Origin of the sequence: Nocardioides aequoreus, from assembly GCF_000720335.1 — a bacterium.
In the GTDB taxonomy this organism is placed as follows: Bacteria; Actinomycetota; Actinomycetes; order Propionibacteriales; family Nocardioidaceae; genus Marmoricola; species Marmoricola aequoreus.
This window is the reverse complement of the sequence record NZ_JOJN01000004.1, coordinates 283,662-305,108: the sequence shown is the minus strand read 5'-3', so window position 1 is coordinate 305,108 and position 21,447 is coordinate 283,662. Positions and strand designations below refer to the sequence as shown.

General features: G+C 72.8%; 19 protein-coding genes. 5 read left to right on the top strand and 14 right to left on the bottom strand.

Annotated features, from left to right (window positions below; genetic code table 11):
• The first annotated feature begins 32 nt into the window (after nucleotides 1–32).
• Entirely contained in the window at nucleotides 33–629 is a 597-nt protein-coding gene (gene def, locus IG63_RS0110345) for a peptide deformylase (protein ID WP_030484299.1), read from the top strand.
• Here the strand turns inward: def and IG63_RS0110340 are convergent.
• From IG63_RS0110340 to cobA, 3 genes are read right to left on the bottom strand one after another with little or no spacing between them, the layout of a single operon-like run.
• Nucleotides 602–2,086: a sensor histidine kinase gene (locus tag IG63_RS0110340; protein WP_051706536.1), complete on the bottom strand. Its 1,485-nt coding sequence runs from the start codon at nucleotides 2,084–2,086 to the stop codon at nucleotides 602–604. The two genes, def and IG63_RS0110340, sit on opposite strands and share 28 nt — an antisense overlap.
• Before the next feature lie 29 nt (nucleotides 2,087–2,115).
• A complete protein-coding gene (locus IG63_RS0110335) occupies nucleotides 2,116–2,928 on the bottom strand; it encodes a TrmH family RNA methyltransferase (protein ID WP_030484297.1) in 813 nt (270 codons plus the stop codon).
• A gap of 1 nt (nucleotide 2,929) precedes the next feature.
• Nucleotides 2,930–4,171: a uroporphyrinogen-III C-methyltransferase gene (gene cobA / locus IG63_RS0110330; protein ID WP_030484296.1), complete on the bottom strand. Its 1,242-nt coding sequence runs from the start codon at nucleotides 4,169–4,171 to the stop codon at nucleotides 2,930–2,932.
• A 76-nt stretch (nucleotides 4,172–4,247) separates the two neighbouring features.
• Between cobA and IG63_RS0110325 the strand changes: the two genes are divergently transcribed.
• Together IG63_RS0110325 and IG63_RS0110320 are read left to right on the top strand one after the other, a co-directional pair.
• Nucleotides 4,248–4,775 (top strand): YbhB/YbcL family Raf kinase inhibitor-like protein, encoded by a 528-nt coding sequence (locus IG63_RS0110325; RefSeq protein ID WP_030484295.1) that lies wholly within the window; start codon nucleotides 4,248–4,250, stop codon nucleotides 4,773–4,775.
• Between the two features lie 348 nt (nucleotides 4,776–5,123).
• Nucleotides 5,124–6,641: a catalase gene (locus tag IG63_RS0110320; RefSeq protein ID WP_030484294.1), complete on the top strand. Its 1,518-nt coding sequence runs from the start codon at nucleotides 5,124–5,126 to the stop codon at nucleotides 6,639–6,641.
• Nucleotides 6,642–6,738: 97 nt separating this feature from the next.
• On the opposite strand, the gene IG63_RS0110315 is transcribed toward IG63_RS0110320, so the two are convergent.
• From IG63_RS0110315 to IG63_RS0110265, 11 genes are all read right to left on the bottom strand, one after another.
• Nucleotides 6,739–8,538: an L-lactate permease gene (locus IG63_RS0110315; RefSeq protein WP_030484293.1), complete on the bottom strand. Its 1,800-nt coding sequence runs from the start codon at nucleotides 8,536–8,538 to the stop codon at nucleotides 6,739–6,741.
• 44 nt (nucleotides 8,539–8,582) lie between these two features.
• Nucleotides 8,583–9,959, bottom strand: coding sequence for a glycolate oxidase subunit GlcF (gene glcF / locus IG63_RS0110310; RefSeq protein ID WP_245604386.1), 1,377 nt, complete (start codon nucleotides 9,957–9,959; stop codon nucleotides 8,583–8,585).
• Entirely contained in the window at nucleotides 9,960–11,228 is a 1,269-nt protein-coding gene (locus IG63_RS0110305) for an FAD-binding oxidoreductase (RefSeq protein ID WP_030484291.1), read from the bottom strand.
• Nucleotides 11,228–12,733, bottom strand: coding sequence for an FAD-linked oxidase C-terminal domain-containing protein (locus IG63_RS0110300; RefSeq protein ID WP_084596931.1), 1,506 nt, complete (start codon nucleotides 12,731–12,733; stop codon nucleotides 11,228–11,230). Before IG63_RS0110300 ends, IG63_RS0110305 begins: the two co-directional genes overlap by 1 nt.
• A gap of 16 nt (nucleotides 12,734–12,749) precedes the next feature.
• Nucleotides 12,750–13,178 carry a GlcG/HbpS family heme-binding protein gene (locus IG63_RS0110295; protein WP_030484289.1) on the bottom strand — a complete coding sequence of 143 codons (429 nt, stop codon included), beginning with the start codon at nucleotides 13,176–13,178 and terminating at the stop codon, nucleotides 12,750–12,752.
• Nucleotides 13,175–15,343: a malate synthase G gene (locus tag IG63_RS0110290; RefSeq protein WP_030484288.1), complete on the bottom strand. Its 2,169-nt coding sequence runs from the start codon at nucleotides 15,341–15,343 to the stop codon at nucleotides 13,175–13,177. Before IG63_RS0110290 ends, IG63_RS0110295 begins: the two co-directional genes overlap by 4 nt.
• A gap of 144 nt (nucleotides 15,344–15,487) precedes the next feature.
• Complete coding sequence (locus IG63_RS0110285) at nucleotides 15,488–16,045, bottom strand: dihydrofolate reductase family protein (protein WP_030484287.1); 558 nt, start codon at nucleotides 16,043–16,045, stop codon at nucleotides 15,488–15,490.
• A gap of 84 nt (nucleotides 16,046–16,129) precedes the next feature.
• Entirely contained in the window at nucleotides 16,130–16,927 is a 798-nt protein-coding gene (locus IG63_RS0110280; protein WP_030484286.1) for a sulfite exporter TauE/SafE family protein, read from the bottom strand.
• A gap of 32 nt (nucleotides 16,928–16,959) precedes the next feature.
• Nucleotides 16,960–18,117 carry an SPFH domain-containing protein gene (locus tag IG63_RS0110275; protein WP_051706534.1) on the bottom strand — a complete coding sequence of 386 codons (1,158 nt, stop codon included), beginning with the start codon at nucleotides 18,115–18,117 and terminating at the stop codon, nucleotides 16,960–16,962.
• Between the two features lie 3 nt (nucleotides 18,118–18,120).
• Nucleotides 18,121–18,627, bottom strand: coding sequence for an NfeD family protein (locus tag IG63_RS0110270; protein WP_036195027.1), 507 nt, complete (start codon nucleotides 18,625–18,627; stop codon nucleotides 18,121–18,123).
• A gap of 43 nt (nucleotides 18,628–18,670) precedes the next feature.
• A complete protein-coding gene (locus tag IG63_RS0110265; protein WP_030484283.1) occupies nucleotides 18,671–19,453 on the bottom strand; it encodes an ABC transporter ATP-binding protein in 783 nt (260 codons plus the stop codon).
• A gap of 33 nt (nucleotides 19,454–19,486) precedes the next feature.
• Here IG63_RS0110265 and IG63_RS0110260 point away from each other — a divergent pair, with 33 nt between their 5' ends.
• Both IG63_RS0110260 and serB read left to right on the top strand, forming a co-directional pair.
• Nucleotides 19,487–20,203, top strand: a complete 717-nt coding sequence (locus IG63_RS0110260; protein WP_030484282.1) for a hypothetical protein — start codon at nucleotides 19,487–19,489, stop codon at nucleotides 20,201–20,203.
• Between the two features lie 9 nt (nucleotides 20,204–20,212).
• Nucleotides 20,213–21,433: a phosphoserine phosphatase SerB gene (serB, locus tag IG63_RS0110255; RefSeq protein ID WP_030484281.1), complete on the top strand. Its 1,221-nt coding sequence runs from the start codon at nucleotides 20,213–20,215 to the stop codon at nucleotides 21,431–21,433.
• The last annotated feature ends 14 nt before the right edge of the window (nucleotides 21,434–21,447 follow it).

Below are 21,447 nucleotides of genomic sequence, written 5' to 3'. Positions count from 1 at the left end.
GTCATGCGTGCGCCACGGCTAGCATGCAGCCCATGCGCGACACCTCCGACGCCCAGGTGGCCCCCGGCTCCGCGACGCTGCCGACCGGCGGATCGGTGCTCCCCATCACCCGCTGGGGCACCGAGGTGATGCACCACCGGGCGCGCCCCGTGACGGCGTACGACGAGGAGCTCGCGACGCTGGTGGCCGACATGGTCGCCACGATGTACGCCGCCGACGGCGTCGGCCTGGCGGCCTGCCAGGTCGGGGTCGACCTGGCCGTCTTCGTCTTCGACTGTCCCGACGAGGAGGGCGTGATCCACCGGGGGGTCGTCTGCAACCCGGAGCTCGAGCTGCCCGAGGGCAGGGAGCGCCGGCTCGACGACGGCGACGAGGGCTGCCTGTCCTACCCTGGCGCCTTCGTGCCCTGCGCGCGCCCGGACCGCGCGCGGGTGACGGGCGTCGACCACACGGGGGCCGAGGTCGCCTACGAGGGCGACGGCCTGCTCGCGCGGTGCCTGCAGCACGAGACCGACCACACGGCCGGCACCGTCTTCGGCGACCGGCTCAGCGCCAAGCTGCGCAAGCGGCTGCGCAAGCAGATGGAGGCGGAGGCCGAGGACTACCCCCTCGGGTGGCCCGCGGGCTGAGCCTCCTCCTGCCGGCCGAGCCCCACGCGCTGCAGCCACACCGTCACCGTGGTGCCGACGTCGAGGTCGCTGTCGATGACGACCCGGCCCTGCTGCAGCTCCACGAGCTCCCGCGTGCTGGCCAGGCCCAGCCCGGACCCGCCGTCGTCGGTGGCCAGGCGCCCGCGCTCGAACTGGTCGAAGATCGTGGCGAGGTCGTCGGGGTGGATGCCGCGCCCCGAGTCGCGGACGCGCACCCCCACCTCGTCCCCCTCGCGCACGAAGTCGACGACGACGTCGGTCTGGCCACCGGAGTACTTCAGGGCGTTGACCAGCAGGTTGGTCACGACCCGGTGCATGGCGTCGCCGTTGGCGCGCACCAGGGCGACGTCGCCGGACACGGCGACCCGGCCCTCCCCCGGCCCCGTGCGCAGCGAGCGCGCGGCGCTGCGCGCCACGTGGGCGACGTCGATGTCGTCGAGCTGCAGGTCGGCGTGCGCGACCCGCTGCCTGGCGAAGCTCACCAGCCCCTCCACCATCGAGAGCAGGCGCTCGGTGCCCGCCTCGACCCGGTCGAGCAGCTCGTCGCGCTCCTCACCGTCGGCGTCGCGCAGCGCCTCCACGAAGCCCTTGATGACGGTCACGGGGGTGCGGAAGTCGTGGGTGAAGGTCGCGTAGAAGGCGTCCTGGGCCTCCTCGAGACGCTTGACGTCGGTGCGGTCGCGGGTGACCTTGGCGTAGCCGGTGAAGCGTCCTTGTGGGTCGTGCAGCGCGGTGAGGGTGACGTCGGCCCAGAAGCGCGACCCGTCTCGGCGTACCCGCCAGCCGGTGTGCTCGACGCGTCCCTGTCGGCGGGCCTCCTGCAGCAGCCGCGCCGGCAGCCCGTCGCGCTGGTCCTCCTGGGTGTAGAGCATCGCGAAGCTCCGGCCGATCGCCTCGTCCTCGCGGTAGCCCTTGAGGCGCTCCGCCCCCTTGTTCCAGGTCTCGATGGTGCCCTGAGGGTCGAGCGCGATGATGGCGTAGTCGACCACCTGGCCGACGAGCAGCCGGAGCCGCTGCTCGCTCTCGCGGAGCCGCACCTCGAGCTGGTGCTGCTCGGTCAGGTCGCGCACCACCTCGGCGAACCCCGTCGGTCGGCTCTCGACGTCGTGCAGGGCCGTGATCGTCACGTCGGCCCAGAAGGTGGTGCCGTCGTGCCGCACCCGCCAGCCCTGGTGCTGCCCGTGGCCGTCGTCGCGGGCGCGCTGCAGGAGCTCGCCGGGGAGCCCGGAGCGGCGGTCCCCCTCGGTGTAGAACATCGCGAAGCTGCGACCCATCACCTCGTCGCGGGTGTAGCCCTCGAGCCGCTCCGCCCCGGCGTTCCAGCTGACGATGGTGCCCTGCAGGTCGAGCGCGATGATCGACTGGTCGGCCACCTGCGCGACCAGGTCGGCGAGCAGGTCGGCGCGCACGGTGTCCGGGGTCTGCTCGGGTGACACCCGGTCAGGCTAACGGCACCCGGCCGCTCTCAGCCACGGTCTCGCGAGGCCGACACCCAGCAGGCCACCGCGGCCGCCGCGGCGACGTTGAGGGAGTCGACGCCCGCCTGCATCGGGATCACGGCGCGTCGCGAGGCCGTGCGCTGCCACTGCGTCGACAGTCCGTGGCCCTCGGAGCCGAGCACCAGGGCCAGCCGGTCGACCCCGGTGACGGCCTCGTCGAGCGGCTGGGAGTCCGGGGCCAGGGTGAGGGCCACCGTCGTGAAGCCGCGTGCCTCCAGGTCGTCCATCGCCCCCGACCAGCCGGGGAGCCGGGTCCAGGGCAGGGCGAAGACGGCTCCCATCGCGACCTTGACCGAGCGCCGGTAGAGCGGGTCGGCGCAGCGCGGGGAGAGCAGCACCGCGTCGACCCCGAGCGCCGCCGCGCTGCGCAGCACCGCGCCGACGTTGGTGTGGTCGACGACGTCCTCGAGCACCACGACCGTGCGCGCCCCGGCGAGCACCTCCTCGACCGGAGCCAGCGGCCGCCGGTGCAACGACGCGAGCGCCCCGCGGTGCACGTGGAAGCCGGTGACCTCCTCGGCGAGGCGCTCGCTCACGACATAGCAGGGGGCGTCGGTGCGCGCCAGCACGTCGGCCAGGCCGTCGAGCCAGCGCGGTGCCATCAGCAGCGAGCGTGGCCGGTAGCCCGCCTCGACGGCGCGGCGCACGACCTTCTCGCCTTCGGCGAGGAAGAGACCGTGCTCGGCCTCCAGGGAGCGCCGGAGCTGGACGTCGCGCAGGTCTCGGTAGTCGGCCAGGCGCGGGTCGCCGGCGTCGTGCAGCTCGACCAGCTCGGCCATCTCAGTCGCGCGCCGGATGGGCGACGGCGACGACCTCGCCCACCACGATCACGGCGGGCGGCCGCACCTGCTCGCGCTCGATCGTCTCGCCGAGCGTGGCGAGCGTGGCGAGCACGGTGCGCTGGGTCGGCATGCTGCCGTCGCAGACCACGGCCACGGGCGTGGTGCCGGCGCGTCCGGCGGCGACCACGGCCGCCGCGATGGCGGCGGCGTTCTCGACGGCCATCATGAGCACGATCGTGCCCCGGGCGTGGCCCAGCGCCTCCCAGTCGACGAGCGAGTCCGGGTGCCCGGGGGGCAGGTGCCCGCTGACCACGGTCAGGTCGTGGGTGACGCCGCGGTGCGTCACGGGGATGCCCGCGAGCCCGGGCACCGCGATCGGGCTGCTGACGCCCGGGACGACGGTGACCTCGACGCCGGCCGCGACGCACGCCTCGACCTCCTCGTAGCCCCGCCCGAAGACGAAGTTGTCGCCCCCCTTGAAGCGGGCGACCCGGTGACCGGCGGAGGCCTCCTCGACGAGGACCCGGTTGATCTCGTCCTGCAGCGCCGAGCGGCCGCGGGGCAGCTTGGCGACGTCGACGATGCGGGTGCTCGCGGGCAGCTCCGCGAGCAGCTCGCGGGGGGCCAGCCGGTCGGCGACCACGACGTCGGCCTCCATCAGCGCCTTGCGTCCGGCGACGGTGATCAGCTCGGGGTCGCCGGGGCCCCCACCGACCAGGACCACCCCCGGACGACGCCGCCGCTCTCCCACGGCCAGGCGTCCCTCGCGCAGCGCGGTGACGACCTCGTCGCGCAGGGCGGCGTGGTGGCGGGGGTCGCGGTCGGCGGCGCCCGTGGCCATCACCGCGACGGTGTCGCCCTGGTGCCGTCCGACCGCGGGTGTGAACGCCGTGGCGGCCTCGGCGTCGTCGGCTCGCACGCACCAGACGCGCCGCTCCTCGGCGAGGTCGCTGATCCGGGCGTTGACCGCGGCGTCGTCGGTGGCCGCCATCACGTACCACGCGCCGTCGAGGTCGGCGTCGCGGAAGCCGCGCTCGTGCCAGGTGACCTCCCCTGCGGCCGCCAGCCCCTCGATCGACGGCGTCACCGCCGGCGAGACCAGGTGCACGTCGGCGCCCGCGGCGAGCAGCGTCGGCACGCGCCGCTGGGCGACGTTGCCGCCGCCGGCCACGAGGACCCTGCGTCCCGCGAGCCGGAGGCCCACGGGGTAGGTCGGGTGGTCGGCTGGCGTCTCCGGCACGGCACCATTGTGAGGCGTCGCGGCCGCCGAGGCGCACCCGGGCTGAAGGATGGACGGGCTGGGTACGTTCGCCACCATGAGTCTCGAGCGTCCCGTGCACCCCGACCCCTACGAGCTGCTGCCGCAGGTCCCGTCCTTCACCGTCACCAGCGACGACGTGTCCGACGGTCAGCCCCTCAAGGCGGACCAGGTGGCCGCCGAGGGCAACACCTCGCCGCAGCTGTCCTGGAGCGACGTGCCCGAGGGCACCAAGAGCTTCACCGTCACCTGCTTCGACCCCGACGCCCCCACGCCGTCCGGCTTCTGGCACTGGGTGCTGGTCGACCTGCCGGCCGACGTGACCTCCCTCGACACCGGCGCGGGCGCCAGCGGCGCCACCCTGCCGGGCGCCGCCTTCACGTGCCGCAACGACGGCGGGTCGAAGGACTTCATGGGCGCTGCCCCGCCCGAGGGCGACCAGCCCCACCGCTACTACTTCGTGGTGCACGCCGTCACGGAGGAGCAGCTCGGTGTCGACTCCGACGCCTCCCCCGCGGTGGTCAGCTTCAACCTGGCCTTCAAGACCGCGGGCCGCGCGATCCTCCACGGCACCTACCAGCACTGATCACGCCCCTGCGGGTGACGGACGAACCCGCAGGTCCAGGGCGGGAGGTCGAGGAGCCGGATCCAGGCCCGACGGAGGAGGGACTGGCTCCGGCGTCTCGAGACCCCGTGAGCCGAGCGCCGGGCAGGACCACGGTCGTCTCACCGGGTCTCGAGACAGGCGCTGCGCGCCTTCCTCGACCACCCGGGCGTCGCCCAACACACGGGTCTCGAGACAGGCGCTGCGCGCCTTCCTCGACCACCCTGGCGTCGACCGGATCTTGAACAGGTCCAGAGAGGGTGCGTGGCGCGGGCAGGGTCGGGGTACTGGCCCCAGGTGGAGTCAGTCACCGACGAGAGGAACCCAGCCGTGTCCGAGAGCAGCCGTCCGCAGGGCGGATCGACCACCGTGACGGGAGCGCCGGCGCCGAGCGACCGCAACTCGCTCACCCTCGGCGACACCGGGCCGATCCTGCTGCACGACCACCACTTCCTCGACCAGATGGCGCACTTCAACCGTGAGCGCGTGCCGGAGCGCAACGTGCACGCCAAGGGGTCCGGAGCGTTCGGCACCTTCGTGACCACCGAGGACGTCTCGGCCTACACCAAGGCGGCGCTCTTCCAGCCCGGCGTCGAGACCGAGATGCTGGCCCGCTTCTCGACGGTGGCCGGGGAGCAGGGCTCCCCCGACACCTGGCGCGACCCGCGCGGCTTCTCGCTGAAGTTCTACACGACCGAGGGCAACTACGACCTGGTCGGCAACAACACCCCGGTCTTCTTCGTCCGCGACACGATGAAGTTCCCCCACTTCATCCGCTCGCAGAAGCGTCGTGGTGGCTCCGGGCTGCGCGACAACGACATGCAGTGGGACTTCTGGACCCACAACCCCGAGTCCGCCCACCAGGTCACCTGGCTGATGGGCGACCGCGGCCTGCCGCGCAGCTGGCGCCACATGAACGGCTACGGCAGCCACACCTACATGTGGGTCAACGAGGCGGGCGAGAAGCACTGGATCAAGTACCACTTCAAGTCCGACCAGGGCGTGAAGTGCCTGACCCAGGAGTCCGGCGACCAGATCGCGGGCGAGGACAGCGACTTCCACCGTCGTGACCTGCGCGAGGCCATCGAGCGCGAGGAGTTCCCGTCCTGGACCCTGCACGTGCAGGTGATGCCCTACGAGGACGCGAAGACCTACCGCTTCAACCCCTTCGACCTGACCAAGGTGTGGCCGCACGGCGACTACCCGCTGATCAAGGTCGGCACCATGACGCTCAACCGCAACCCCGACAACTTCTTCGCCGAGATCGAGCAGGCGGCGTTCGAGCCGAGCGCGGTGGTGCCCGGGATCGGCTTCAGCCCCGACAAGATGCTGCTCGGCCGGGTCTTCTCCTACGCCGACACGCACCGCTACCGGATCGGTCCCAACTACCACCAGCTGCCCGTCAACCGGCCGAAGAACGTCGAGTCCGTCAACACCTACACCTTCGACGGGCCGATGGCCTACGAGCACTCCGGTGACGCCCCCGTGTACGCGCCCAACAGCTACGGCCGCGGCTACAGCGACCTCACCGGCGGGGCGGAGGACGGCTGGGAGGCCGACGGTGAGATGGTGCGCCAGGCCTACGCGCTGCGTGAGGAGGACGACGACTTCGGGCAGGCCCGCACGCTGGTCAACGAGGTGTGGGACGACGACATGCGCGACCGCTTCGTCGCCAACGTCTCCGGCCACATCCTCGGCGGCGTGAAGGAGCAGACGCTCCCCCGGGTCTTCGACTACTGGAAGAGCGTCGACCCCGACCTCGGCAAGCGGATCGAGGAGACGGTGCGCGCCGGCGCCGCCGACCCGCCCGCCCCGCACCCCACCGAGCCCGAGGGCGTCATCGGCTGATCACGCCGTACGCCGACCCGCCTGAGATGTCTCCATCTCAGGCGGGTCGTCGGTCTGCGTGGCGGCCACGCGTGCCGGTCCTCGCCAGGGCGTCGACCTACTCCTCGCGCGGCGCTGCGGCCCTCTCGGCGGAGGGTGCGCGCAACAGCCTGTGCACGAGCAGGCCGAGACCCAGGAGCACGAGCACCAGGAGCAGGCTGCCCGCGTTGAGGCCGAAGCCGTTGATCCAGATGAAGGAGATCGCTCCTGCCGTCAGGCAGTAGTAGACGGTCGGGATGATCGTCTTGCGGATCAGGTCGCCCTCGCGGCCCAGCAGGCCCACCGTGGCGGAGGCGGCCACGATGTTGTGGATGGTGATCATGTTGCCCGCGGCACCTCCGACCGCCTGAGTGGCCACGACTACCTCGGGGCTGGCGCCGATCTGCTCGGCGGTCGAGAACTGGAAGAGCGAGAAGGTCAGGTTGCTGACCGTGTTGGAGCCCGCCACGAAGGCTCCCAGCGCCCCGATCCACGGCGCGGCCAGGGGCCAGGCGTCTCCCGTCGCCGCCGCGGCGCCCTCGGCGAGCGTGAGTGGCATGCTGGCGATGCCCGACGCGTTGAAGTCCGGTCCTGAGTTGATGAAGACCCGTACGAGGGGCAGCGCGAAGAGCAGCGCCACCGCTGCCCCGGCCAGTTGGCCACCCGCGACCTTCCAGGTCTCGGCGATCTGCCGTCCGCTCATCCGGTGCAGCACGTTGGTCATCAGGCACACGAGGATCAGCACGAAGCCCGGGAGGTAGAAAGGCTCGACCGCCTGGCTGATCCCGGTGCCGAAGATGTTCTCGAAAGTGACGGCGGTGGTGATCTGGAGGAACTCCTTCAGGGGCGCCACGGTCCGGGTCAGGACCAGGAGGGCGCCGACGATGACGTATGGCGCCCACGCGCGCACGATCGACATCTTGCGCTCGGAGAGGTCCTCGGCCCCGGCGCCTGCGGCGATGCTTCCCATCCAGCGGTCCTCCCAGCGATCGCGCGGCGGGAAGTCCCAGGTGTCCTTGGGCATCAGGAACCCCTTGCTGGAGGTCCACATGACCAGCGCGAGACCGATCGAGCCACCGAGCAGGGAGGGGAACTCCGGGCCCAGGAGGGCCGCGACGGTGACCGAGGGCACCGTCATCGCCAGCGAGGCGAAGACGGCGAACTTCCACACGCCGAGACCGTCGGCGAAACGCCGCTGCTCACCGAAGAAGCCGCAGAGCAAGCACACCAGGAAGATCGGGATCAAGATGCCGACCAGGGCGTGGATGAAGGCGACGTTCAGACCGATCTGGGCGATGTAGGAGTCGTAGGAGCCGGTGGTCGAGGCGACTCGCTCGTCGACCCCGCCTCCGCCGGAGAGCCCCTGGCTGACGCCGACCAGGATGGGGGTGCCGACAGCCCCGAAGCTCACCGGCGTGCTCTGGATGATCAGCCCCACCATGACCGCCGCCAGGGCGGGGAAGCCCAGGGCCAGCATGAGCGGCGCCACGACGGCCGCCGGAGTGCCGAAGCCGGAGGCTCCCTCGATGAAGCTGCCGAACAGCCATCCGATGATGATCGTCTGCACACGCCGGTCGGGGCTGATCGTGGTGAAGCCGGAGCGGATCGTGGCCATCGCTCCGCTCTTGGTGAGGGTCTCGAGCAGGAGCAGCGCACCGAAGATGATGTAGAGCAGCGTGGCCGCGATGATGAGGCCCTGCACCGAGGCGGCCGCGACGGCGACGAGCTCCATGTCCCAGGCCAGCAGTGCCACCGCCACGACGACCACGAAGCCGATCGGCATGGCGTACTTCGCGGGCCAGCGCAAGCCGGCGATGAGCACGCCGATCACGGCGATGGGTGACAGGGCGAGGAGACTGAGCACGGGCAGGCTGTCCATCCGAGAGCCTTCTTCCTGGGTGTGGGGCGGTCGTGGATCGCAGGCTAGAGCAGCTCGGCGACCGGCGCGCCGCGGATCGAGGCGTCGAGCACCTCGAGGGTGTGGGCCATGCCCATGGGGTGGCCCGAGCGCTCGATGGAGGAGGTGACCTGCATCAGGCAGCCGGGGTTGGCCGTCACCAGCAGCTCGGCGCCGGTGGCCACGATGTTGCGCGCCTTGCGGTCACCCAGCTCCTGCGCGGGCTCGGGGTTGAGGATGTTGTAGACACCGGCGGAGCCGCAGCACAGGTCGCCCTCGGCGATCTCCTTCAGCTCCAGGCCGGGGATGGCGCGCAGCAGCTCGCGCGGCTGCGACCGGACGCCCTGGGCGTGCGCCAGGTGGCAGGCGTCGTGGTAGGCGACGGTGACCTCGAGCGGGTGCCGCGGGGCGACCGGGCCGAGCTCCACGAGGATCTCGCTGACGTCGCGCACCCGCTCGGCGAAGGCCGCCGCGCGCTCGGCGTACGCCGGGTCGTCGGCGAGCAGCTCGGCGTACTCCTTCATCGTGGAGCCGCAGCCGGCCGCGTTGACCACGATGCGCTCGACGCCGGCCTCGTCGAAGGCGTCGACGAGCACCCGGGCGTAGTCCTGGCCCTCGGCCTCACGGCCGTTGTGCACCGAGAGCGCGCCGCAGCAGCCCTGGCTCGGGGGGACGACGACCTCGCAGCCCTCGGCGCGCAGCACCCGGGCGGTGGCGGCGTTGACGCCGGGGAAGAAGGCGCCCTGCACGCAGCCCACCAGCATGCCGACGGTCATCCGGCGCTCCCCCTGGGCGGCGATCCGCTCGGGCAGCGGCTGGGGCTTGCCCAGTCGCGGCGCGAGCCGCTCCATGGCGGCCAGCTGCGGCGCGACCCTGTCGAGCAGACCGGTGCGCCGCATCGCCTTGTCGAGCCGGGTGCGCTGCAGCACGCGCAGCGGGCCCCGGAGCAGCCGGAGCCGTCGCGGGTGCGGGAAGATCGAGAAGATCAGCCCGCGCAGCGCCTTGTCGCCCGGGCTCCGCTCGTGGCGGCGCTCCACCTGGGCACGCGTCTGCTCGATGAGGCGGTCGTACTGCACGCCCGAGGGGCACGCGGTGACGCAGGCCATGCACCCCAGGCAGGCGTCGAAGTGACCGACCATCGAGTCGGACATGGGCTCGCCCTCGAGCCCCTCCTTCATCAGGTAGATGCGGCCGCGGGGGCTGTCCATCTCCTCGCTCCACAGCACGTAGGTCGGGCACGTCGGCAGGCAGAAGCCGCAGTGCACGCAGTCGCCGATCAGGGCGGCGTCCGGCGGGTGGTGGTCGTCGAACGCCCCCACGGAGGGGCCGCCGAGCACGTCGGCGGGGTCGACGATGGACCCCATGTCGCCGAGCGTGCCGTCGGTGTCGCGCTGTGCGGTCATTCAGATTCCTCCCACGAAGCGACCAGGCGAGAGCCGGTGGTCGGGATCGAACTGCTCCTTGACCCGGCGCATCAGCGCCAGGGCGGGCACCGGACCCCAGGGGTCGACGGCGTCCTTGACGGCCGCGGGCGCGTCGACGACGACCACGCTGCCCCCGTGGCGTCCGCAGACGCCACGCAGCCGCTCGACGGTGGCCGCGACGTCGGCGGGTGCCGTGCGGTGCGGCAGGGCGGCGTACAGCACGCCGACGCCGGCCGACCCGCGCAGGCGCAGGCCGTCGAGGTCGCCGAGGGCGCCGAGCACGTCGGGGAGGCCAGAGAGCGCGAAGGTCGTCTTGAGGGCGGTGTCGCGCTCGTCGCCCGTCGCCGCCAGGTCCCACGGGTACGCCGCTCCGCCCGCCGGGGGCTCCTCGGCGTCGGTGGCGTCGGGCCCGAGGAGCGCGCGGAGCGCCTCGGTGCGGCCGGCGACCCCGTCGGGACGGCCCTCGAGGAGCACGTGCACCCGGCCGCCCTGCTCGTCCTGCTCGAGCTCGACCGCCGCGGGCACCACCTGGCTGTGCACGGCGGCCTGCACCAGCTCGTGCGCACGGGCCGGGCCGTCGAAGGCGGCGGAGACCCAGCGCGTCGCGGCGGGCACCGGGTGCAGCCGGAAGGTGGCGTCGACGATCACGCCCAGGGTGCCGAAGGAGCCGACGAGCAGCTTGCCGAGGTCGTAGCCCGCGACGTTCTTGACCACGCGGCCGCCGGCCTTCGCCACGACGCCGTCGTGGCGCACGACCGTGATGCCGATGAGCAGGTCGCGCGCGGTGCCGACGGCCTGCCGTCGGGGCCCGCTCGCGTTGGTCGCGAGCATGCCGCCGACCGAGCCCCCCGGGACGGTCTCGTCGAGCGTGAGCCGCTGGCCGCCCTCGGCGGCCACGGACTGCACGTCGGCGAGCCGGACGCCGGCCTGCGTGGCCAGGATCAGGTCACCGGCCTGGTGGTCGAGCACCCGGTCGAGGGCGGAGAGGTCGAGCAGCACGTCGGCACTCGCCGGCGGGGTGCCCCAGGTGAGCTTGGTGCCGCGTCCCCGGGGCACCACGGAGAGGCCGCGCTCGCTGCAGACCCGCATCACGGCGGCGACCTGGTCGACGTCGTTCGGCCCGGCCACCAGCCCCGGACGGACGCCGTCGACGCCGTCGGAGGCCTCCTCCAGCTCGCCCACCCGGCCGCAGACCGAGGTCAGTGCCTCGCGCGCGCCGTCGAGGTCGGTCGTCGTGCTCGCGGCCATCAGAAGACCTCGGCCAGACCGGCCGCCTGCAGCGGGTGCGGAGCCTTCTTGCGGCCGGGCACCTCGCCGCACAGGCGGGGGGTCGGGAAGAGCTTGCCGGGGTTGGAGAGGTGGTGCGGGTCGAAGGCGCAGCGCACCAGCTGCATGGTGTCGAGGTCGTCGTCGGAGTACATGCGCGGCATGTACTTCGCCTTGTCCATGCCGACGCCGTGCTCGCCGGTGATCGACCCGCCGTGCTCGATGCACAGGTCGAGGATCGCGCCGCTGACCTTCTCGGCCGCGTCGCCCGCGCCCTCGACGGCGTCGTCGAAGAGCACCAGCGGGTGGAGGTTGCCGTCACCGGCGTGGAAGACGTTGGCCACCCGTACGCCGGACTCCTCCGAGAGCGCGGCGATGCGCGAGAGCACCTCGGGCAGCGCCGTGCGCGGGATCACGCCGTCCTGGACGATGTAGTCGGGGCTGATCCGCCCGACCGCGGCGAAGGCGGACTTGCGGCCCTTCCAGATCAGCGCGCGGTCGGCCGGGTCGGTGGCCAGGCGCTGCTCGAAGGAGCCGTGCTCGCGGCAGAGCCGCTCGACGTCGGAGAACTCCGCCTCGACGTCGTGCACCGAGCCGTCGAGCTCGATCACCAGCACCGCGCCGGCGCCGTCGGGGTAGTTGCAGCGCACCGCGGCCTCGGCCGCCTCGATGGCCAGGGCATCCATCATCTCGATGGCCGCCGGCACGATGCCGGCCGCGATGATCGCCGAGGTCGCGGCCCCGGCCTGGTCGGTGGACGCGAAGCCGACCAGCAGGGTGCGCACCTCCTCGGGCAGGCGCGTCAGGCGCACGGTGACCGTCGTGACGATGCCGAGCGTGCCCTCGGAGCCGATGACCGCGCCGAGCAGGTCGTAGCCCGGCGCGTCGGGCGCCATGCCCCCCAGCGGCACGTGCTCGCCGTCGGGGGCCACGAAGTCGGCGCCGAGCACGTGGTTGGCGGTGAAGCCGTACTTCAGGCAGTGCGCACCGCCTGAGTTCTCCGCCACGTTGCCGCCGATGGAGCAGATCTGCTGGCTGGAGGGGTCCGGCGCGTAGTAGTAGCCGTGCGGCGTCGCGGCCCGGGTGACGTCGAGGTTGATGACGCCCGGCTCGACGACCGCGCGCTGGTCCTCGCGGCGTACCTCCCGGATCTCACGCATCCGTGACGTCACGACCAGCACGCCCTCGGCGTGCGGCAGCGCGCCGCCGGAGAGCCCCGTGCCCGACCCACGAGCCACGTAGGGCACCGCGTGGTCGGCACACGCGCGCACCACCTCGGCGAGCTGCTCGGCGGTCTCGGGCACCACGACCAGCGCGGGCGTCACCCGGTAGTGGGCCAGGCCGTCGCACTCGTAGGTGCGCAGCCGGGCCCGGTCGGTGATGACGCCCTCCTCGGGGAGCAGCCGTCGTGCCACGTCGGCCACCGCGGCGATGCGCTGGTCGACCGACTCGGGTGCTGGCGCCGTGGTCGCCGGGCTGCTCGACATGTGCTGGTCCTCGTCTCTAGTCGACCTGGGCGGTGAGCCCGGCGCTCTCGATCCCGGCCACCGCGGCTGCCTCGTCGTGGTCGGAGGTGTCGCCGGTGATGCCGACGGCACCGAGCAGGGCACCCTCGCCGTCACGCACCAGGACGCCGCCCGGGACGGGGACGAGCGAGCCGCCCACCGCGTGGGTGACCGCAGCGACGAAGTAGGCCTGGTCCTCGGCCCGCTTCATGATCGAGCGCGACCCCATGCCGAGGGCCAGCGCACCCTGCGCCTTGCCACGACCGATGTCGAAGCGGCCGATCGACGAGCCGTCCTCGCGCTCGACGGCCACGACGTGGCCCCCGGCGTCGAGCACGACGACGGTCAGCGGCTTGTAGCCGGCCTCGCGGCCGTGGGCACGCGCCCCGGCCACGATCGTGCGGGCGGTCTCCAGGTCCAGGGTCACGACAGCTCCTTCTTCTTCAGGGCACGGCGGCGGTGCAGGATCGGCTCGGTGTAGCCCGAGGGCTGGGTGAGGCCCTCGAAGACCAGGTCGTGCGCGGCGGCGAAGGCCTGGCCGTCGAAGTCGGGCGCCATCGGGGTGTACGACGAGTCCCCGGCGTTCTGCCCGTCGACCACCTCGGCCATGCGGCGCAGCGTCGCCTCGACCTGCTCGGCGTCGACGACGCCGTGGTGCAGCCAGTTGGCGACGTGCTGGGCGCTGATCCGGCAGGTGGCGCGGTCCTCCATCAGGGCCTCGCCCGTGATGTCGGGCACCTTGGAGCAGCCGACACCGGCGTCGACCCAGCGCACCACGTAGCCGAGCAGGCTCTGCAGGTTGTTGTCGATCTCCTGCTGCCGGTCGTCGTCGGACCAGTCGGCGGGGTCGCCGAGCGGGATGCGCAGCAGCTGCTCGCGGTCGCGGCGGCGTCCGCCGGCGGCGAGCTCCTCCTGACGGGCGCGCACGTCGACCTGGTGGTAGTGCAGCGCGTGCACGGTCGCCGCGGTCGGCGAGGGCACCCAGGCGCAGGTCGCGCCGGCCTTCGGGTGGCCGACCTTGGCCTCGTACATGTCGGCGAGGCTGTCGGGCGCGGGCCACATGCCCTTGCCGATCTGGGCGCGGCCCAGCAGGCCGCACTCCAGGCCGATGTCGACGTTGAGGTCCTCGTAGGCGGCGATCCAGTCGGTCTGCTTCATCGCGGCCTTGCGCACGACCGGGCCGGCCTGCATCGAGGTGTGGATGTCGTCGCCGGTGCGGTCGAGGAAGCCGGTGTTGATGAAGACCACGCGGTCCTTGGCCTCGGCGATGCAGGCCTTGAGGTTGAGCGACGTACGCCGCTCCTCGTCCATGATGCCGACCTTGATGGTCAGCGGGTCCATGCCGAGCAGCTGCTCGACGCGGCCGAAGAGCTCCACGGCGAAGGCGACCTCGTCGGGTCCGTGCATCTTGGGCTTCACGACGTAGACCGACCCCGTGCGGGAGTTGGCCCGCTCGGTGCGGCCCTGCACGTCCTTGAGGCTCCCGAGGCCGGTGACGACGGCGTCGAGCAGGCCCTCGGGCACCTCCTGGCCGTCGGCGTCGAGCACGGCGCTGGTGGTCATGAGGTGACCGACCTGGCGGATGAAGAGCAGCGAGCGGCCGCGCAGGGTGACGGTGTCGCCGCTCGGCGAGGTGTAGTCGCGGTCGGGGTTCATCGCTCGCGTGAAGGTCTTGCCGCCCTTGCTCACCTCCTCGGCGAGCGTGCCGTCCATCAGGCGCAGCCAGTTGCGGTAGCCGAGCACCTTGTCCTCGGCGTCGACGGCGGCCACGGAGTCCTCGAGGTCCATGATCGTGGAGACGGCCGACTCGACCAGCAGGTCCTTGACCCCGGCGGCGTCGGTGGAGCCGATCGCGTCGTCGGCGTCGACCTGGATCTCGACGTGCAGACCGTGGTGGACCAGCACGACGCCCTCGGGCGCCTCGCGCGCACCGCGGTAGCCGACGAGCTGGGTCGGGTCGGCGAGCCGGACGCCCTCGCCCTTCAGCGTGACGAGGAGGCCGTCGTCGTCGACGGCGTACGCCGTGGCGTCGGCGTGGGAGCCGGAGGCCAGCGCGAAGTGCTCGTCGAGCAGCGCGCGGCCCCGGGCGATCACCTCGTCGCCGCGGGCCTTGTTGTAGGAGTCGCCCGGGGCGAGCTCACCGTCGGTCGGGACCACGTCGGAGCCGTAGAGGGCGTCGTAGAGCGAGCCCCAGCGCGCGTTGACGGCGTTGGTCGCGAACCGCGCGTTGAGCAGGGGCACCACCAGCTGGGGGCCGGGGATGCGGGCGACCTCGTCGTCGACCCCGTCGGTCGTGACGGCCACGTCCTCGGGCTCGTCGAGCAGGTAGCCCAGCTCGCGCAGGAAGGCGGCGTAGGCGTCGGGGTCGGGGGTGCCGGGGTGCTCGCGGTGCCAGTCGTCGAGCGCCGCCTGGATCTCGTCGCGCCGCGCGAGCAGCTCGCGGTTGCGCGGGGCGAGGTCGCGCACCAGGGCACCGAGACCGTCCCAGAACTGCTGCGGGTCGAGGCCGGAGCCCGGGAGCGCCTCCTCCTCGACGAAGCGGTGCAGCTCCGCAGCCACCTGCAGTCCACCGGCCTGAACTCGCTCTGCCATGCCACTCCTTGCCGAGAATTTCGTATCGTGGAAGGTTTACTCCTGAGACCGGAATTTACGGACCTCGACGAGGCAGTGTCAACCGTCACAGCCGGGACCTTCTCCATGCCCAATCCCGGCCGATGCACGCACGGGGCGCGCGAGTCAGCGCACGACGTCGTAGACCTGCAGCGTCACGCCGTTGCCGTACGCCGCGTGCTCGGCCAGCGAGAGCCGGTGCAGGGTGCCGCTGATGTCGTCGAAGAGCCGTTTGCCGGCGCCGAGCACCAGCGGGAAGACGAGCAGGTGGTAGCGGTCGACGAGGCCGGCCTCCGCGAGCCCCTGCGCCAGCGTCGCGCTGCCGTGCACCAGCAGCGGACCGCCGTCACCCCGCTTGAGCTCGGCGACCTCCTCCAGGGAGCGCAGCACGCTGGTGCGGTGCCAGGCGGGGTCGGTCAGCGTCGAGGAGACGACGTACTTGGGCATCGCGTTGTAGCCGGCGAACTCCTCCATGCTCGGCCACACCGGCGCGAACTCGTCGTAGGAGACCCGGCCGAGCAGCAGGCCGCCGGCCTCCTCCTGCTCGCGGCCCTTGATCTCGTAGGCCGCCTCGTCGAAGGCCACGTGCTGGAAGGTCCACCCCGCGTGCGGGTGGTCGCCCCCGCCCGGCGCCTCGACGACGCCGTCGAGGCTGATGAACTCGGTGACGATCAGCTGGCGCACGGCGGACTCCTGGGGCTCGGGGTCAGGGACGGGTCGTCGGGTGCGACCCGCGAGCCCGAGGCGACTCATCGGCCCGGGGACGGCTCACCAGACGAAGGAGACCACGGCCACGAGGCCGACCACCACGATCACGCCGCGCAGCGCGAGGGGCGGCAGCTTGCGGCCGACGCTCGCCCCCAGCTGCCCGCCGACGACGGACCCGGCGGCGATCAGTCCGACGACGCGCCAGTCGACCGTGCCCAGCGCGCTCTCGAAGCCCGGTACCGGCACCACGGAGAGGACGATGAAGATCACGGCGGCGACGGCGTTGACCAGGCCGGCCAGCACGTTCTTGGTCGCGTTGTGCCGCTGCATGGTGTCGGCGATGCCGATGCCGAGCACCGCGACCAGCAGCACGCCCTGCGCCGCGCCGAAGTAGCCGCCGTACACGCCGGTGGCGGCCACGGCCGGCCAGACCCACCACGCGCCGGTGTCCTTGAGCCCGCCGCGTGACTCGGCCCGCGCCGCGACCCGCCGCTGCAGCGCCGGGCCGACCACCACGAGCAGGCACCCCAGGAGGATGAGCACGGGCACGACGGCGTCGAAGGCGGCCGACGGGAGCACCAGCAGGAGCACCGCGCCCGCGACTCCCCCGGCCAGCGAGGCCGAGCTGAGCACCAGCACCCGGCGGCCCTGGCCGCGCAGCTCGCGGCGGTAGCCGAAGGCGCCGGAGGCGGAGCCCGGGACCAGGCCGATGGTGTTGGAGACGTTGGCCGCGACCGGGGGGACGCCGAAGGCCAGCAGCGTCGGGAAGGTGATGAGCGTGCCCGAGCCCACGACGGCGTTGATGGTGCCCGCGGCCATGCCGGCGAGCAGGATCGCGACGGCCTCCCAGATCTCCACGGGCGCCTACTGTGCCCGACGCCCGCGCAGCCTCAGTCGCGGGGCGGCTCCGGCGCGGGCGGGTCGGTCGGGTCGGTCGGCGCGGGGCCCACCGCCGGGTCCGCCGCGACGGGCGTCTCGGACGACGGTCGCTGGGCCGGCGGCTGCACCGCCCGCGACGACTCCTCCGCGGCGGCGATGGCCTCCTGCACGGCGGCCGAGGCACTGGACTCGCCCGGGTCCGGGACCTCGACCTCGGTGGAGCCCATGTCGACCCGCGTGCGCGGACCACCGGTGTGCTGCGGGATCCCGGCGACCTGGTGCAGCGAGGAGCCCAGGCCCTCGAGCGCCTTGGTGATCTCGGAGGGCACCACCCAGACCTTGTTGGCGGAGCCCTCGGCGATCTTGGGCATCATCTGCAGGTACTGGTAGGCCAGCAGCGACTGGTCGGGCCGGCCGTCGTGGATCGCCTGGAAGACGGTCTGGATCGCCTGGCCCTCGCCCTGCGCACGCAGGATGGCGGCCTCGCGCTCGGCCTGGGCACGCAGGATCTGCGACTCCCGGTCGCCCTCGGCGGAGAGGATCGAGGCCTGCTTGTTGCCCTCGGCGCTGAGGATCGCCGACTGGCGCTGACCCTCGGCGGTGAGGATCGCGGCGCGCTTGTCGCGGTCGGCGCGCATCTGCTTCTCCATGGAGTCCTTGATCGAGGCCGGCGGGTCGATCGCCTTGATCTCGACCCGGTTGACCTTGATCCCCCACCGGCCGGTGGCCTCGTCGAGCACCTGCGAGAGCTCGCGGTTGATGCGGTCACGCGACGTCAGCGTCTCCTCGAGGTCCATGCCGCCCACGATGTTGCGGGTGGTGGTGATGGTCAGCTGCTCGACACCGCGGATGTAGTCCACGATCTCGTACGTCGCGGAGACCGGGTCGGTGACGCTGAAGTAGATGACGGTGTCGATGTCGACGCTCAGGTTGTCCTCGGTGATCACCTGCACCGGCGGGAAGGAGACGACCTGCTCGCGCAGGTCGATCTTGTAGCGCACCCGGTCGATGAAGGGGACGATCAGGTTGGGGCCTTCGGTCAGCGTCCGCTGGTACTTGCCCAGCCGCTCGACGATGCCCACCCGTGACTGCGGCACGATCTGCACCGCCCGGAACAGCAGCAGTGCCGCGAAGACCGCCAGCACCACCAGCACGATCGTGAAGCCCATCGTCTACCCCTCGTCTCCTGCGGTGCCGAGACCCGTGCCCGGCTCCGGTGTGTAGACGCGCAGCACGTACGCCGTCGCGCCCTTGATCTCGACCACGTCGACCTGGGCGCCGCTCGCGATCCGGTCGTCCTCGTCGTAGGGACGGGCGGTCCACTCCTGCCCGGCCACCTTGATCCGGCCCGGACCGTCACCCCCGAGCTCGTCGAGCACCACGGCCCGCTGCCCGATCAGGTTGTGGTGACCGATCCGCAGCGTCGGTGCGGTGTGGATCCTGCGGATCACGCTGGGGCGCACCAGCCCGAGCAGCGCCACCGAGGTGAGGATCGCGAGCCCCAGCTGCAGCAGGAAGGGCGCCCCGAAGGCGGCCACGACGGCGCCGGTGAGCGCGCCCCCCGCGAGCATGATCAGCCAGAGGTCGAGCCCCAGCATCTCGAGCCCACCGAGCACCGCCGCGAGCACCAGCCAGCTCTGCCAGCCGTACTCGCGGATCCACTCGGAGAAGTCCCCCATGGACCGACCCTATCGGGGCGACCCATCTCGGCAACGCCGCTGGTCAGGCGCGTCGTGCCGTCCAGCGGCCGGCTCGCTGCTCCACGGCCAGCGGCAGGCCGAAGGCCTCCGAGAGCAGCGGCTCGGTCATCACCTGCTCCATCGGCCCCGCGGCGACCACGCGACCCGCGCGGAGCAGCAGGGCGTGGGTGAAGCCCGGGGGGATCTCCTCGACATGGTGGGAGACCAGCACGGTCGCGGGGGCCGCCGGGTCGGCGGCGAGCTCGGCGAGCGTGGTCACCAGGTCCTCGCGCCCGCCGAGGTCCAGCCCGGCGGCCGGCTCGTCGAGCAGCATCAGCTCGGGGTCGGTCATCAGCGCGCGGGCGATCTGCACGCGCTTGCGCTCGCCCTCGCTCAACGTGCCGAAGGTGCGCTCGGCGAGGTGGTCGGCGCCGACGTCGGCGAGCAGCTCGCGGGCCCGCTCGTGGTCGAGGTCGTCGTAGGCCTCGCGCCAGCGGCCCACCACGCCGTACGACGCGGAGACGACGACGTCGCTGACCCGCTCGTGGCCGGGGATCCGCTCGGCGACGGCCGCGCTGGTCCAGCCGATCCGCGGACGCAGCTCGAAGAGGTCGACGGTGCCGACGACCTCGCCCAGCAGCCCCACCACCCCCGACGTGGGGTGGATCTGGGCCGAGCAGAGCTGGATCAGCGTGGTCTTGCCGGCGCCGTTGGGGCCGAGCACGACCCAGCGCTCGTCCTCCTCGACGGCCCAGTCGACCCCGTCGAGGAGGCGGGCCTCACCGCGTCGCACGGTCACGTCGGCCAGCTCCAGGACGGCGCTCATGGGGCCAACCTACGTGCGTCCTACGCTGCCTCGGTGACCGCCCTCCCGCTCTCGGCACGGCTGTGCCTGTGGCTGGACGCCGTGCGCTCGGGCACCGCCGGACCCGACGACCTCGCCGCCGCCGTGCGCGGCGACGCACCGCGCAGCCTGGTGGTCGGCCTGCCCGCGCAGTCCCCCGACGAGGGTGCCGTCGAGCTGCTCCGACTGCCGGCCCTGCTGCGCGGTCCCCTCTCGCTGGCGCTGCCCGCGCCGGGCGACCTCGTGGGGCTGGCCGGGCCCCCGGCGCTCAACCGTGCCGCGCTCGAGACCGGCGAGGCCGTGCTGGTGGGCGACGTCGCGCTGCTGCCCGAGGACGACGCGCGCACCGTGGTCTGGCGGGCCGTGCCGGCGGCCCGGGCGCCGTACGTCGACGAGCGCGAGACCGCGACCGCGCTGCGGCTCGCCCTCCAGGACGTCACCGCCCGCCTCGTCGAGCTCGACGTCGCCGCGTGGCGCCCCGAGGTGCCCGACCTGCTGCTCAACCTGCGCCACCGTCCCCCGCTGCCGCTGCCACCCGGCGTCGACCCGCGTCGCCGGGAGACCCTGGAGCGGGCGGTGCTGTGCCTGGAGATCGTCGACCTGGCCGGCGGCGACGACGGCGGGGCGGTCTCGGCGTACGAGGCGCAGCGGCGTCGCGACGCCCTCGCCGACCTCGACCGCGCGGCCCGGCACGCGCTGGTCGGCGCGTGCACCGGGCGCGCCGCCGGTTAGTGTCGGCCTGTGCCGGAGCCGTCGTCCCCCACCCGCACGCTCCTGATCACCCTCACCGGGCGTGACCGGCCCGGGGTGACCTCCCGCCTCTTCGACACCCTGGCGCGCTTCTCGGTCGAGGTGCTCGACATCGAGCAGATCGTGCTGCGCCGCCGCCTGATCCTCGGCGTCCTGGTCAAGGCGCCGCGCACCACCACGGTGCTGCGCTCGGCGATGGAGACGGTCGCGCGGGAGCTGGAGATGACCCTGGAGCTCGACGAGGGGTCGGGCGACAACCGGTCGCGCCCGGAGGGACGCAGCCACGTGACCGTGCTGGGCACCCCGCTGCAGTCGCGCGGGGTGGCGGCCATCGCGGGGCGCATCGCCGACACCGGCGCCAACATCGACCGGATCGAGCGCATGGCGCGCTACCCCATCACCGCGATCGAGCTGCACGTCTCCGGCACCGACCCCGACACGCTGCGCGAGGTGCTCGCCCGCGAGGCCAGCACCCAGGGCGTCGACATCGCCGTGCAGCCCGCCGGCCTGCTGCGCCACGGCATCCGCCTGATCGTGATGGACGTCGACTCCACGCTGGTGCAGGGCGAGGTCATCGAGATGCTCGCCGCCCACGCGGGGTGCCTCGACGAGGTCGCCGACGTCACCGAGCGGGCGATGCGCGGCGAGCTTGACTTCGAGGAGAGCCTGCGCGCCCGCGTCGCCCTGCTCGAGGGCCTCGACGCCGCCGCGCTCGACCAGGTCTACGCCGACCTGCAGCTCACCCCCGGCGCCCGCACCACGGTGCGGGTGCTCAAGCGCCTGGGCTACCGCTTCGCCATCGTCAGCGGCGGCTTCACCCACCTGACCGATCGGCTCGCCGCCGACCTCGGCATCGACTTCGCGCTGGCCAACGAGCTGGAGGTCGTCGATGGACGCCTCACCGGCCGGGTGCTGGGCGACGTCGTCGACCGCGCCGGCAAGGCCACGGCGCTGCGCCGCTTCGCCGACGACGCCGGCGTCCCGGTCGCGGCCACCATCGCCATCGGCGACGGTGCCAACGACCTCGACATGCTTGCCGCCGCCGGCTTCGGCATCGCCTTCAACGCCAAGCCGATCGTCCGCGAGCAGGCCCAGACCTCGGTCAACGTCCCCTACATGGACGCCGTGCTCTACCTCCTCGGCATCAGCCGCGAGGAGGTCGAGGCCGCCGACGCCGCCGCCGGCTACACCACGCCCGCTCCCCCGGTCTGACGCCTCCCGAGCCC